The organism is Xanthomonas sp. CFBP 8152 (assembly GCF_014199025.1).
Lineage (GTDB): Bacteria > Pseudomonadota > Gammaproteobacteria > Xanthomonadales > Xanthomonadaceae > Xanthomonas > Xanthomonas arboricola_B.
Genome location: NZ_JACHNO010000001.1, coordinates 892,728 through 907,188, shown reverse-complemented (window position 1 = coordinate 907,188; position 14,461 = coordinate 892,728). Strand labels below are relative to the sequence as shown.

The following is a 14,461-nucleotide window of genomic DNA, read 5'->3' as shown; positions in this document are numbered from 1 at the left end:
GCAACAACGATGCGGAGCGCGGTTGCTGCGCGACCCCACACGCCGCGCACCCCGACGAAGCGTGCGCCAGTCCCTGCGCCATGCGGCACGGCTTTGCTACTGTGCGTGGCTGCCGTGTTTCCCCCGCCACACCGGGATGTGATTGCATGATGTCCAACTCCGCACCGAGCCTGCGCTCACCGTTATCCAGGCAGCCGTTGCCGCGCAGCCTGTCGTCGCGCCTGCTGTCATCGCACGGACGTTCCTCGTGCCTGCTTGGGATGGCGTTTGCGACGATGATGCTGGCTGGCTGCGGCCAACGCGATGCAGCGACCGCACCTGCGGCCAATCCCGGCAACACCGCAACACTGCCTGCGACCACCGCACCGCTGCCCCTGATTCCCGCCCCGGCCGAAGCCAGGCGCGGCACCGGCAGCTTTCGCGTCGGCACCGGCACGGTGATCTCCATCCCCACCGGCAACGCCGAGGTGCGCCGCAGCGCCGAGTCGCTGGCCAGCCTGTTGCAACGCACCCGCGGCCTGGCCCTGGAAGTGCGCACCGAAGCCAGCGCCTCGCCGCGCAGCATCCGCCTGGAGCGCACACCGCAGGCGCCGGTGGCACACAAGGAAGGCTATAGCCTGGATGTGGACGGCAATGGCATCCGCATCACCGCGCGCGATGGCGCCGGCCTGTTCTATGGCGCGATCAGCGCCTGGCAATTGATGACGCCGGACGCGCGCAAGGGCGATGTCGCCGTACCAGCGGTGGCGATCCGCGACTGGCCGCGCTTTGGCTGGCGCGGCCAGCATCTGGATGTGGCCCGCCACTTCCACGACGTGGCCACCGTCAAGCATGTGCTCGATGCGATGGCCGCGCACAAGCTCAATGTGCTGCATTGGCATCTCACCGACGACCAGGGCTGGCGCATCGAGATCAAGCGCTACCCCAAGCTCACCGAGGTCGGTGCCTGGCGCACCCCGCCCGGCGCCGGCCAGCACGGCACGCCCGAGCGCTATGGCGGTTTCTACACGCAGCAGCAGATCAGCGAGATCGTCGCCTATGCGGCGCGCCTGCATATCACGGTGCTGCCCGAGCTGGACATGCCCGGGCATGCGCAGGCCGCGGTGGCGGCATATCCGGAAGAAGTCGGCGTGCCCGGCCAGCGCACGCAGGTGGGTGTGGACTGGGGCGTCAACCCGTACCTGTTCAACACTAGCGAACGCAGCCTGAGCTTCATCACCAACGTGCTGGACGAGGTGCTGACCTTGTTCCCGTCGGCGTATATCCATATCGGTGGCGATGAGGCGGTCAAGGATCAATGGGAAGCCTCGCCCGCGGTGCGCGCGCAGATGCGCAAGCTCGGGGTCAAGGACGCGCATGCGATGCAGGGCTGGTTCAACGCGCAGCTGGCGGCCTATCTCAGCAATCACGGCCGGCGCATGATCGGCTGGGACGAAATCCTCGAAGGCGGCGTGCCTGCCAGTGCCTCGGTGATGTCGTGGCGCGGCATCGACGGTGCGGTGACCGCAGCCCGGCAAGGCCACGATGTGGTGCTTGCGCCAGGCGACTGGCTGTACCTGGACAACCTGCAGACCACGCGCAGCGACGAACCCAACGGCCGCCTGACCGTACTGCCGTTGTCCAAGGTCTATGCCTTCGACCCGGTACCTGGTGGACTCAGCGCCGAGCAGTCCACGCATGTACTCGGCGCGCAAGGCGCGTTGTGGTCCGAATACATTCCCTCGCGCTGGCATGTGGATCACGCGCTGTTCCCGCGTCTGTCCGCCATCGCCGAAGTGACCTGGTCGCCGGTGGCTGCACGCAGCTGGAAGGATTTCCTGGCGCGCCTGCCGGCGCAGCTGCAGCGCTACAAGGCGCTGGGCATCGACTACAGCGACGGCGCCTTCGCTGCCGATATCGCACTGGAAAGCGGCCCCAACCCGGTGCTGGCCGGTGGCCCGGCCAAGGTGGCACTCGGCACCCAGGCCGGTACAGGCACCCTGCACTACACCACCGACGGCAGCGATCCCACGCCGGCATCGCCACGCTATGCGGTGCCGTTCACGATCCAGCTGCCGACCACGGTCAAGGCCACCGCCTTCGATGCCGGTGGCACCGCGTTGGCGGCCCCGCGCAGCCGCACCTTCGATCGTGCCGGTCTGCTGCGCGTGGACACCCAGGGCCTGCGCGATTGCGTGGACACCGGTGCGCTCGGCCTGCGTCTGCCGTTGTTGCCGGAGCTGACCGGCGCCGACACGCCGGTCTACAACGTCGACCTGTTCCATGCCTGCCGCCTCTATCCGCAGGCGCGCCTGGACGGCGTCGGCGCGATCCGGATCGAGGCCGCACGCCTGCCGAACAACTTCGGCCTGGCCCACGAACAATCCAAGGTGGTGCAGTACTCCGCCAGGACGCGTCTCGGCGAGCTGGAAGTGCGCCTGGGCTGCGAGGGCGAACTGATCGCCAGCGTGCAGCTGCCCGACAGCGCCATCGTGGGCGAACAATTCACGCTGGAAACCGTACTGCCTGCACGCACCGGCATCCACGATCTGTGCCTGCGCTTCACCGCGCCGATTCGCGGCCCGTTGTATGCCATCGGCGCCGTCCAGTTGATTGAAACCACCGCGCAGGCGCCCCCCGCCGCCACGCGCTGATCCATCCAAGGAGAGTCATCCATGCCCCTGCCCCGTCATCGTTGCGTTCCCGCCCCCGCCCGCCTCGGGCTTGCCCTGGCCGTTGCCATCTCGCAGGCCTGGGCCGCGCCGCCCACGGCAACACCCCTGGACAGCGGCTGGCAGGTGCGGCTGGTGCCGGGCCAGGAACAGGCCAGGACCTATCCGAAGGCGGCGGCCTGGTTGCCGACGCAGGTACCGGGCGCGGTGCAGACCGATCTGATCGCCGCCAAGATCGTGCCGGACCCGTTCTATCGCGACAACGAAGGCAAGATCCAGTGGGCGGGCCTGAGCGACTGGCAGTACCAGACCCGCTTCAACGTGGACGCAGCCACGCTCAAGCGCGAGCATGTCGAGCTGGTGTTCGACGGCCTGGATACGTTTGCCGAGGTCACCCTCAATGGCAAGCCGCTGCTCAGCGCCGACAACATGTTCCGGCAGTGGCGCGTGGATGCCAAACCCCTGCTCAAGCGCGGCGACAACGTACTCGAGGTCAAGCTGTTCTCGCCGATCAAGAAGATCCAGCCCTGGCTGGCCAAGCAGCCGTACGCGCTGCCGGGCGCCTACGATTCCGCCTTCGGCGACGAGCCCGAGTCGCGCCACAGCTCCACCTATGTGCGCAAGGCGCCGTACAACTTCGGTTGGGACTGGGGCCCGCGCATGGTCAATGCCGGCATCTGGAAAGACGTGCGCGTGGAAGCCTGGGATGCGGTGCGCGTGGACGGGCTGCATATCGCCCAGCAACGCGTGGATGCCGACAGCGCGCAGTTGCAGGCGCAGCTGGAACTGCAGGCCGGCCGCAGCGGGCCGGTGCAGGTGACGCTGGACGTGCTCGGCCCGGATGGGCAGTCGGTTGGGCAATTCACCCAGCAGGCGGTGGTCGACCCGGGGCAGAACCGTATCGATGTGCCGGTGCGCATCGCCAAGCCCAAGCGCTGGTTCCCGGCCGGCTACGGCGCGCAGGACCGCTACACCTTCGTGGCCAGCGTGCGCGACGCCGATGGCGACAACCAGCAGATCAAGCGGGTGACCGGCCTGCGCTCGGTGGAGCTGCGGCGCGAGAAGGATAAGTACGGCAAGAGCATGGAGATCGTGATCAACGGCATCCCGATCTTCGCCAAGGGGGCCAACCTGATTCCGCTGGATGCGTTTCCCGCGCGCGTGAGTCCCGAGCGCATGCGCAGCACCTTGCAGGATGCGCGCGATGCCAACATGAACATGCTGCGCATGTGGGGCGGCGGACATTATCAGGACGATCGCTTCTACGAGGTGGCCGACGAGCTGGGCATCATGATCTGGCAGGACTTCATGTTCGGCGGCGCGGTGCCGCCGTACGACGTGGAATTCCGCGAGAACACCCGACAGGAAGCGATCGACCAGGTCAAGCGCCTGCGCGACCATCCCAGCATCGTGCTGTGGTGCGGCAACAACGAAGTGCAGACCGGCTGGGAAAACTGGGGCGACCGGGTCAAGTTCAAGCAGTCGGTGGACCCGGAAGAACGCAGCCGCATCGAGCGCGGCATGACCACCTTGTTCGGCACCGTGTTCCGCGAAGTGGTGGCCACCTACGACAGCGACGTGCCGTACTGGTCCACCTCGCCGGGCACCAACTTCGACGGCGCCGCCGACCAGGCCAACGATGGCGACTTGCACTACTGGAAGATCTGGGGCGGCCCTGCGCTGCCGGTGACCGAATACCTCAACGTCACTCCGCGCTTCATGTCCGAGTACGGCCTGCAGTCGTTCCCGGACATGCGTACCGTGCGTGCCTTCGCCGAACCCGGCGACATGGACCCGGAATCGCCGGTGATGCGTGTGCATCAGAAGTTCGACAAGGGCAACGGCAACAAGCGGCTGATGCTGTACATCCGGCGCGAGTTCGGCGAGCCCAAGGATTTCGAGAGCTTCGTCTACCTGAGCCAGCTGATGCAGGCCGAGGGCATCAACCTGGCCGCCTCGCATCTGCGCGCCTCGCGCCCGCAATCGATGGGCTCGTTGTACTGGCAGCTCAACGATGTGTGGCCGGGTGCGTCGTGGTCCAGCGTGGACTACTACGGCCGCTGGAAGGCGCTGCATTACCACGCCCGCCGGTTCTACGCGCCGGAGCTGATCGCCGCGCTGCGTAACGACAAGGGCCAGACCGAGGTGTCGCTGGTCTCTGACCGCACTACCCCGCTGGCGGCCCGCTGGCGCATGCGGGTGATGAACATGGACGGCAAGCTGCTGAGCAAGCGCGAGGAAAAGGTCACCGTCAAACCGCTTGGCAGCCTGCAGGTGGGCAACTTCAGCGACAAGCAATTGCTGGGCAGCGCCGATCCCAAGCGCAGCTATGCGGTGTTCGAGTTGTTCGACGGCGAGAAGCTGCTGTCGCGCGAGGTGGTGTTCTTTGCGCCGGCCAAGCAGCTGGCGTTGCCGGCCGTGAAGATCGACAGCCAGTGGCGCGCCGATGGCGATGGCTACGCGCTGACGCTGTCCAGCAACACGCTGGCACGCGAGGTCTGGCTATCGTTCGGCGATGTGGATGCCACGCTGTCGGACAACGCGTTCGATCTGCTGCCGGGCGAGCCGTTGACCGTGCACGTGAGCAGCAAGGCCGCGCTGGCGCAGTTGCAGTCCACGCTGCAGGTCCGCAATCTGGCCGGCACGCTGGCCGGCGCGCCGCCGGAGCCGGCGGAGCCGAAGTAAGCCGCGCCGGGAACACGCGTCGGACGATGGCGCAGCGCTCGCATCAGGGCGCTGCGCCGTCAGCCAAGACGGCGCGTGGCGCAGCGGCTGCAGTGGCAGGCGCAGGTCGCGCCCGATCCGGCGCCTGATCGGCAACCACCACCGCCCCGCGTGTCATCAACCGCCGCCCGCGGTGTCGCTGCGGGCAATCCAAGAACAACGCGTGACGGCCCGTCGCCGCCCCGCAGGAGTGAGCAGATGTCGTTGTCCGTGTTTCCATGCCGCCTGGCGGTCGCGCTGAGTCTGGGCGTGGGCCTGCCGCTGATCTGCGCGCCGGCATTGGCCGCAACAAGACCCGATGCGACGCCGGAGCAACGCGCCGCCGCCCTGGTCGCGCAGATGAGCCGGGAGGAAAAAGTCGCGCAGGCGATGAACGATGCGCCGGCGATTCCGCGCCTGGGCGTCCCCGCCTACGAATGGTGGAGCGAAGGCCTGCACGGCATCGCACGCAATGGCTACGCCACGGTGTTTCCGCAATCGATCGGACTGGCGGCCAGCTGGAATACTGCGTTGATGCAGCAGGTGGGCACGGTGGTGTCGACCGAGGCGCGCGCCAAGTTCAATCAGGCCGGCGGCCCGGGCAAGGATCACAAGCGCTACGCGGGCCTGACCATCTGGTCGCCCAACATCAATATCTTCCGTGACCCGCGCTGGGGCCGTGGCATGGAAACCTACGGCGAGGATCCCTTCCTCACCGGGCAATTGGCGGTGGGCTTCATTCGCGGCTTGCAGGGCGACGATCTGGATCACCCGCGCACCATCGCCACGCCCAAGCACATCGCCGTCCATAGCGGACCGGAGCCGGGCCGGCACGGCTTCGATGTGGACGTGTCGCCGCGCGACGTGGAGGCGACCTATACGCCCGCCTTCCGCGCCGCCCTGATCGACGGCCAGGCCGGCTCGGTGATGTGTGCGTACAACGCGCTGCACGGCACCCCGGCCTGCGCGGCCGACTGGTTGCTCAACGGCCGCGTGCGTGGCGACTGGGGCTTCAAGGGTTTTGTGGTGTCCGACTGCGATGCGGTGGACGACATGACCCAGTTCCATTATTTCCGCCCAGACAACGCCGGCTCCTCGGCCGCCGCGCTCAAAGCCGGGCACGATCTCAACTGCGGTTACGCGTACCGCGCCCTGGGCACTGCCATCGAACGCGGCGAAGTGGACGAAGCCCTGCTCGACCAGTCGCTGGTGCGCCTGTTCGCCGCGCGTTATCGCCTGGGCGAACTGGAAGCGCCGCGCAAGGATCCGTATGCCAGGCTCGGCGCCAAGGACATCGACAACGCCGCCAATCGTGCCTTGGCACTGACCGCGGCCGCCGAGTCGATCGTGTTGCTCAAGAACCAGGCCAATACCTTGCCGCTGAAGGCCGGCACGCGGCTGGCGGTGATCGGCCCCAATGCCGATGCCCTGGCGGCGCTGGAAGCCAATTATCAAGGCACCTCGTCCGACCCGGTGACGCCCCTGCTCGGCCTGCGCCAGCGCTTCGGCGCGCAGCAGGTCAGCTATGCGCAAGGCGCGCCGCTGGCCGCAGGCGTGCCCGGCATGATTCCGGAAACCGCGCTGCGCAGCGACGGCAAGCCGGGCTTGCATGGCGAATATTTCGACACTGTCGATCTGGACGGCGCGCCGCGCGTGGTGCGGCAGGATCGCACGGTGAGTTTCAACTGGGACCAGGTCGCCCCCGCAAAGGGCGTGCCGGCCGATCGCTACGCGGTGCGCTGGAGCGGCGAGCTGCTGCCGCCGAGCGCGGGCGACTACACGCTGGCGGTGCGGGTGGCGCGCTGCTTCGATTGCGCCGGCCATGACCCGGTGCGGCTGTACGTCGACGACAAGCTGGTGGTCGCCGGCAATGCCGAAGACAAGCACGTGCCGGCCGGCATGCACAACGCCGACGGCCGCAGCGTGGAGACCGTGCTGCACTTCGACGACACCCGCCCGCGCAGGATCCGCCTGGAGATGGAACACCGCGGCCAGGACCAGGGCGTGCGCCTGGAGTGGCTGCCACCGGCAGCCGCGCAACTGGCCGAGGCCGAGCAGGCGGTGGCGCAGGCCGATGCGGTGGTGGCCTTCGTCGGCCTGTCGCCGGATGTGGAAGGCGAGGAGCTGCGCATCGACGTGCCCGGCTTCGACGGCGGCGACCGCACCGACATCGCCCTGCCCGCCCCGCAGCAAGCGCTGCTCGAACGCGCCAAGGCCTCCGGCAAGCCGCTGGTGGTGGTGCTGATGAGCGGCAGCGCGGTGGCCTTGAACTGGGCCAGCACGCACGCCGATGCGATCGTGGCGGCGTGGTATCCGGGCCAGTCCGGCGGCACCGCGATCGCGCGCATGCTGGCCGGCGACGACAACCCCGGCGGGCGCCTGCCGGTGACGTTCTATCGCTCCACCAAGGACCTGCCGCCCTACGTCAGCTACGACATGAAGGGCCGCACCTATCGCTACTTCAAGGGCGAGCCGCTGTTTCCGTTCGGCTACGGCTTGAGCTACACCCGCTTTGCCTACGGCGCGCCGCAGCTGTCCACTGCAACCCTGCAAGCCGGCAGCACCCTGCAGGTGACCGCCACCGTGCGCAATACCGGCACGCGTGCCGGCGACGAAGTGGCGCAGGTGTATCTGCAGTATCCGCAGCGCCCGCAGTCTCCGTTGCGCAGCCTGGTCGGCTTTCAGCGCGTGCATCTGCAACCGGGTGAGCAGCGCACGCTGCGCTTCACCCTGGATGCGCGCGCCCTGAGCGATGTAGATCGCACCGGGCAGCGTGCGGTGGAAGCTGGCGATTACCAGCTGTTTGTCGGTGGCGGGCAGCCAGGCACCAGCGCGCCCGGCGCAGCGGCAGCGCTGACAATCCAGGGGCATTCGCCATTGCCGAAGTAACCAACCCGGCCGTCAGCCATCAGCGGACCTCGTCAATGATGACCGCCGAACGGCGACGGCCATTTCAGCCGGCAAACCACCGGCCCGGCGGCGGCATTGCAGCCGCTCCGTCGCATCCGCGTACGCCGGCCACGCGTACGGCGCCGAATTGTGCGGGTGCACTATGCACATTCGGCGCACACGTTGTATGGTCATCGGGAATTGGTCATGCATAGGTCTGATCCTCGGCCCGGCACGTGATGCCGCCGCTGCAAGGATGTCCGCTGCGTCGACCGCTTGCTGAAGTCCCAGGGAGCTCCAGGTCATGCACACCCGCCGCGACATCCTCCAGTTGCTGGGCGCCAGCGCGGGCGCCGGCCTGCTCGCCGGCGCACTGCCCGCCTTCGCCGCCCCCGTTGCCGGCACCTCCACGGCTGCCGGCAACTTCGTCAGCAAGCGCCCGCCCAAGGCGCAGCGCCGCTTCGTCAGCAAGGCGGTCGAGCAGCAGATCGTGCAGATCAAGTCGCGCATCGCCGACCCCGAGCTGGCCTGGCTGTTCGAGAACTGCTACCCCAACACGCTGGACACCACGGTGCAAACCGGCACCCGCAACGGCAAGCCGGACACCTTCGTCATCACCGGCGACATCCATGCGATGTGGCTGCGCGACTCCTCCGCCCAGGTGCACCCGTACGTGCCGCTGGCCAGGCGCGACCCCGCCTTGCGGCGCATGTTCCATGGCCTGATCCAGCGCCAGGCCGCCTGTATCCGGCTGGATCCCTATGCCAACGCCTTCCTGCCCGATGGCCAGACCCAGCGCCTGAAGTGGTCGCTCAACGACATCACCGAGATGAAGCCCGGCGTGGGCGAGCGCAAGTGGGAGATCGATTCGCTGTGCTACCCGATCCGCATCGCGCACGCATACTGGCGCGCCACCGGCGACAGCGCCCCGTTCGACGACGACTGGCGCGCGGCGATGCACGTGGTGGTCAAGACCTTTCGCGAACAGCAGCGCAAGGACGACCGCGGCCCCTACGTGTTCCAGCGGCCCTCGCCGCTGGCGACCGAGACCCTGGTGCTGGAAGGCTACGGCCAGCCGACCCGGCCCAACGGCATGATCCACTCGATGTTCCGCCCCTCCGACGATGCCTGCGTGTATCCGTTGTTCGTGCCGGCCAACCTGTTCGCGGTGGCTTCGCTGCGCCAGCTGGCAACGATGAGCACGGCCCTGCATCGCGATGCCGCGTTCGCCGCCGACTGCACCGCGCTGGCCGACGAAGTGGAAGCCGCCACGCGCAAGTTTGGCCAGCAACGCGACGCCGATGGGCAGGCGTACTGGGCATTCGAAGTGGACGGTTACGGCAACCAGTTGTTCATCGACGACGCCAACGCCCCCGGCCTGCTCAGCCTGGCCTACCTGGGCTGCTGCGACCGCGCCGACCCGGTGTTCCTGCGCACGCGCCAGCTGGCCTGGAGCGAACGCAACCCGTATTTCTCGCGCGGCAGTGCGGCCGAAGGCGTCGGCAGCCCGCACAGCGGCATGGGCACGATCTGGCCGATGTCGATCATCCAGTACGCCCTGGTCAGCGACGACGACGCACACCTGCGCCAATGCCTGCAGTGGCTCAAGACCACCCATGCCGGCACCGGCTTCATGCACGAGGCCTTCGACAAGGACAACCCGAGCACCTTCACCCGCGACTGGTTCGCCTGGGCCAACACCTTGTTCGGCGAACTGATCATCGACCTGCACCAACGCAAACCCCAGCTGCTGCGCAACGCCTGATTTTGCGAAGGGCCCCGCCCTTCCAACGCGGAACTGCAGAGCGCTTGATCTTCCCTTCTCCCGCCGGGAGAAGGTGCCCGAAGGGCGGATGAGGGTACGGCCCGCCCCATTTCGTGACATCCAAGAGCACATCACCATGGCAACACGACGCGGTTTTCTCCAAGGCGCCATCGCAGCGGCACTGTTCGGCGGCGCAGGCCTCTCCGGGCGTGTGCGCGCGCGCGCCGGCAACTACGCACTGCCGGCCGATGCGCGCACCCGCGCCGAGCTCACCCGCCATGTCGATGTGTTCATCGGCACCGGCGGCCATGGCCACACCTTCCCCGGTGCGACCCTGCCGTTCGGCATGGTGCAGCTGAGCCCGGACACCTACAACGCGGTGTGGGATGCGTGCTCCGGCTATCACGCGTCCAACGGCTCGATCATGGGCTTCTCGCACACGCACCTGTCCGGGACCGGCATCGGCGACATGCTGGACTTCCTGCTGGTGCCCGCCACCGGCGAAGTGAAGCTGGTGCCTGGCGCACTCGACGCACCGGACAGCGGTTACCGCTCGCGCTACGACCATGCCGACGAAGCCGCCTCGCCCGGTTACTACCGCGTGCGGCTCAAGGACAGCGGCGTGCATGCCGAACTCACCGCCACCGCGCGCGCCGGCCTGCACCGCTACCACTTCCCCAAGGGCAGGCCGGCGCATGTGCTGCTGGACCTGTGCCACGGCATGCAGGACAAACCCGGCATCCCCACCCGCATCACCGACGCGCAACTGCGCGTGGTCGACGACCGCACCCTCACCGGCGGCCGGCGCGTCCATCAATGGGCGCAGGGGCGCTACATCTATTTCGCCATGCGGCTGTCGCGACCGTTCAAACAGGTGCAGCTGTACAACGAAGACCAACCGCTGGCCGCAGGCACGCGCAGCGTGGACGGCGTGCACCTCAAGGCCGCACTGCACTACGCCGACGCAGCCGACGCGCCGCTGCTGATCAAGGTCGGCATCTCGGCGGTCAGCGCCGACAATGCGCTGGCCAACCTGGATGCGGAACTGCCCGACTTCGACTTCGCCCGCGTGCATGCGCAAGCCGTGGCCGCCTGGGAAAAGGAACTGGCACGCGTACGCATCGACAGCGACGACGACGCGCAACGCCGCATCTTCTACACCGGCCTGTATCACAGCCTGCTCGCGCCCACCCTGTTCAGCGACGTGGATGGCCGTTACCGCGGCATGGACCTGCAGATCCACACCGCCCCCAAGGGCTATCACAACTACAGCACCTACTCGCTGTGGGACACCTACCGCGCCGCGCATCCGCTGCTCACCCTGGTGCAGCCCGAGCGCGTGCCGGACCTGGTGCAATGCCTGGTGCGCGGCGCCAACGAATGCCCGGATGGCGTGGGCATCTGGCCGCTGCAAGGCGTGGAGACCGGCTGCATGATCGGCTACCACTCGGCCGTGGTGCTGGCCGAAGCGCATGCCAAGGGCTTCACCGGCATCGACTACAAAGCCGCCTGGCCGGCCTACCGCAAGCGCGCCATGGACGACACCACCCACGGCCTGGCGGACTACCGCACGCTCGGCTACATCCCCGCCGACAAGGTGGACGAAGCGGTCAGCCGCACGCTGGAATACGCCTACGACGACTGGGCCTGCGCGCATCTGGCGCAGGCCGCCGGTGCCACCGACGATGCACGCGCACTGCGCGAACGCTCGCGCAACTACCGCAACGTGTTCAATCGCGACAGCGGCTTCGTGCAGGCGCGCCTGGAAGACGGCAGCTGGGCTAAACCGTTCGATCCGCGCGGCATGGGCCACATCGGCAAGTGGCGCGACTTCACCGAATCCAACGCCTGGCAGGCCACCTTCCTCAACCAGCACGACCTGTACGGCTACATGGACCTGTACGGCGGCCGCGACGGCTTCGTCGCCAAGCTCGACGAGCTGTTTTCCACCAGCTCCGAACTGCCCGCCGATGCGCCACCGGATATCGACGGCCTGGTCGGCCAGTACGCGCACGGTAACGAGCCCAGCCATCACGTGGCCTATCTGTTTGCCTACGCCGGCCAACCATACAAGACCCAGGCGATGGTGCGCCGGCTGCTGCGCGAGCAGTACCACGACGCGCGCAATGGCCTGTCCGGCAACGAGGATTGCGGGCAGATGAGTGCCTGGTTCGTGCTCAGCGCGCTCGGGCTGTATGCGGTGGACCCGGTCAGCGGCAACTACGTCCTTGGCAGCCCGCTGTTCAAGCGCGCAGAACTCGATGTCGGCAACGGCCGTACGCTGCGCATCGTCGCCAATAACAGCAGCGCGCAGAACGTGTATGTGCAGTCGCTGAGCTGGAACGGCAAACCGACCAACCGCAGCTGGATGCGGCATGCCGACCTGGCCGCTGGCGGCACGCTGGAATTCACCATGGGCGCCAAACCGAATCCGGCCTTCGGCGCGAACAAGGAGGATCTGCCGCCTTCGTTTGCTTGATGTTTGTTCTTGCTCGTCACTCGTCACTCGTTACCGCCGGGAATCGCCCATGTTGCGCAGCACCCTCAGCCCCCTCGTCCTGGCCCTCGCGCTGGCGCTTCCCGTCGCCGCCCGTGCCGCCGACACCGACACCTGGCCCAGCTTCGGCACCCAGGGCACGCAGTTCGTGCGCGACGGCAAGCCGTATCAACTGCTCTCCGGCGCCATCCATTTCCAGCGCATTCCGCGTGACTACTGGAAAGACCGCCTGCAGAAGGCGCGCGCACTGGGCCTGAACACGGTGGAGACCTACGTGTTCTGGAACCTGGTCGAACCGCAGCAGGGCCGGTTCGACTTCACCGGCAACAACGATGTGGCCGCATTCGTACGCGAAGCCGCCGCGCAAGGCCTCAACGTGATCCTGCGGCCGGGCCCCTACACCTGCGCCGAGTGGGAAGCCGGCGGCTACCCCGCCTGGTTGTTCGGCAAGGACAACATCCGCGTGCGCAGCCGCGACCCGCGCTTTCTCGCCGCCAGCCAGGCCTATCTGGATGCCGTGTCCCGACAGGTGCGTCCGCTGCTCAACCACAACGGCGGGCCGATCATCGCCGTGCAGGTCGAGAACGAATACGGCTCCTACGACGACGACCACGCCTACATGGCCGACAACCGCGCCATGTACGTCAAGGCCGGCTTCGACGACGCCTTGCTGTTCACCTCCGACGGCGCCGACATGCTCGCCAACGGCACCTTGCCGGACACCCTGGCGGTGGTGAACTTCGCCCCCGGCGAGGCCAAGAGCGCGTTCGACAAACTGATCAAGTTCCGCCCCGGGCAACCGCGCATGGTCGGCGAATACTGGGCCGGCTGGTTCGACCACTGGGGCAAGCCGCACGCCAGCACCGACGCCAAACAACAGGCCGAAGAGCTGGAGTGGATCCTGCGCCAGGGGCATTCGGCCAACCTCTACATGTTCATCGGCGGCACCAGTTTCGGCTTCATGAATGGTGCCAACTTCCAGGGCAATCCCAGCGACCATTACGCCCCGCAGACCACCAGCTACGACTACGACGCCATCCTGGACGAAGCCGGCCGCCCCACCCCCAAGTTCGCGCTGATGCGCGACGCCATCGCCCGCGTCACCGGCGTGCAACCGCCCGCGCTGCCGAAGCCGATCGCGATCACGGCGCTGCCAGACACCCAACTGCGCGAATCCGCCTCGCTGTGGGACAACCTGCCCGCCCCGATCGCCATCGACACGCCGCAGCCGATGGAACACTTCGGCCAGGACTACGGCTACATCCTCTACCGCACCACCGTCACCGGCCCGCGCAAGGGGCCGCTGTATCTAGGCGAGGTGCGCGATGTGGCGCGGGTGTATGTCGACCAGAAGCCGGTCGGCAGTGTCGAGCGCCGGCTGCAGCAGGTTTCCACCGATGTGGATATTCCGGCAGGCCAACACACGCTGGATGTCTTGGTCGAAAACAGCGGCCGCATCAACTACGGCCCACGCATGGCCGACGGCCGCGCCGGGCTGGTCGACCCGGTGCTGCTGGACAACCAGCAGCTCACCGGCTGGCAGGCCTTCCCGCTGCCGATGCGCTCGCCCGACAGCATCCGCGGCTGGACCCGCACTCCCGTCGCAGGCCCGGCCTTCCACCGCGGCACGCTGCGCATCGGCACACCGACCGACACCTATCTGGACATGCGCGCCTTCGGCAAGGGCGTGACCTGGGCCAATGGCGTCAACCTGGGCCGCCACTGGGCCATCGGCCCGCAGCGGGCGTTGTATTTCCCGGCGCCGTTCCAGCGCAAGGGCGACAACGCCGTGGTGGTGTTCGACCTGGACAGCACCGCCAAGCCCGGCGTGCGCGGCCTGCAGCAGCAGGTATGGATCACGCCGAAGGAGTAACGGGCACGCGGATGGCGGGCCGGTGACGATCGCGCACCGGTCCGGGATGGCGATCGCAAGCCGCATGCCCATGCCCGCCGACG

General features: G+C 67.7%; 6 protein-coding genes. All 6 read left to right on the top strand.

Annotated features, from left to right (window positions below; translation table 11 throughout):
- The first annotated feature begins 146 nt into the window (after positions 1 to 146).
- The 6 genes from FHT09_RS03705 (at position 147) to FHT09_RS03680 (ending at position 14,378) form a co-directional block, all read left to right on the top strand.
- The gene (locus FHT09_RS03705; protein ID WP_181141270.1) at positions 147 to 2,633 is read left to right on the top strand and encodes a family 20 glycosylhydrolase; all 2,487 of its coding nucleotides are present in this window, start codon (positions 147 to 149) and stop codon (positions 2,631 to 2,633) included.
- Positions 2,634 to 2,654: 21 nt separating this feature from the next.
- Positions 2,655 to 5,336, top strand: coding sequence for a glycoside hydrolase family 2 protein (locus tag FHT09_RS03700; protein ID WP_181141271.1), 2,682 nt, complete (start codon positions 2,655 to 2,657; stop codon positions 5,334 to 5,336).
- 237 nt (positions 5,337 to 5,573) lie between these two features.
- Positions 5,574 to 8,243, top strand: coding sequence for a glycoside hydrolase family 3 C-terminal domain-containing protein (locus FHT09_RS03695; RefSeq protein WP_104605655.1), 2,670 nt, complete (start codon positions 5,574 to 5,576; stop codon positions 8,241 to 8,243).
- A gap of 304 nt (positions 8,244 to 8,547) precedes the next feature.
- A complete protein-coding gene (locus FHT09_RS03690; RefSeq protein ID WP_104605657.1) occupies positions 8,548 to 10,008 on the top strand; it encodes a glycoside hydrolase family 125 protein in 1,461 nt (486 codons plus the stop codon).
- 136 nt (positions 10,009 to 10,144) lie between these two features.
- Positions 10,145 to 12,487: a GH92 family glycosyl hydrolase gene (locus FHT09_RS03685; protein ID WP_184416855.1), complete on the top strand. Its 2,343-nt coding sequence runs from the start codon at positions 10,145 to 10,147 to the stop codon at positions 12,485 to 12,487.
- Between the two features lie 49 nt (positions 12,488 to 12,536).
- Positions 12,537 to 14,378: a beta-galactosidase family protein gene (locus tag FHT09_RS03680; protein ID WP_104605661.1), complete on the top strand. Its 1,842-nt coding sequence runs from the start codon at positions 12,537 to 12,539 to the stop codon at positions 14,376 to 14,378.
- Positions 14,379 to 14,461 lie beyond the last annotated feature (83 nt).

Coding starts and splice junctions, on each gene's coding strand:
- FHT09_RS03705 (WP_181141270.1), top strand. CDS start 147: ATGATGTCCAACTCCGCACCGAGCCTGCGCTCACCGTTATCCAGGCAG.
- FHT09_RS03700 (WP_181141271.1), top strand. CDS start 2,655: ATGCCCCTGCCCCGTCATCGTTGCGTTCCCGCCCCCGCCCGCCTCGGG.
- FHT09_RS03695 (WP_104605655.1), top strand. CDS start 5,574: ATGTCGTTGTCCGTGTTTCCATGCCGCCTGGCGGTCGCGCTGAGTCTG.
- FHT09_RS03690 (WP_104605657.1), top strand. CDS start 8,548: ATGCACACCCGCCGCGACATCCTCCAGTTGCTGGGCGCCAGCGCGGGC.
- FHT09_RS03685 (WP_184416855.1), top strand. CDS start 10,145: ATGGCAACACGACGCGGTTTTCTCCAAGGCGCCATCGCAGCGGCACTG.
- FHT09_RS03680 (WP_104605661.1), top strand. CDS start 12,537: ATGTTGCGCAGCACCCTCAGCCCCCTCGTCCTGGCCCTCGCGCTGGCG.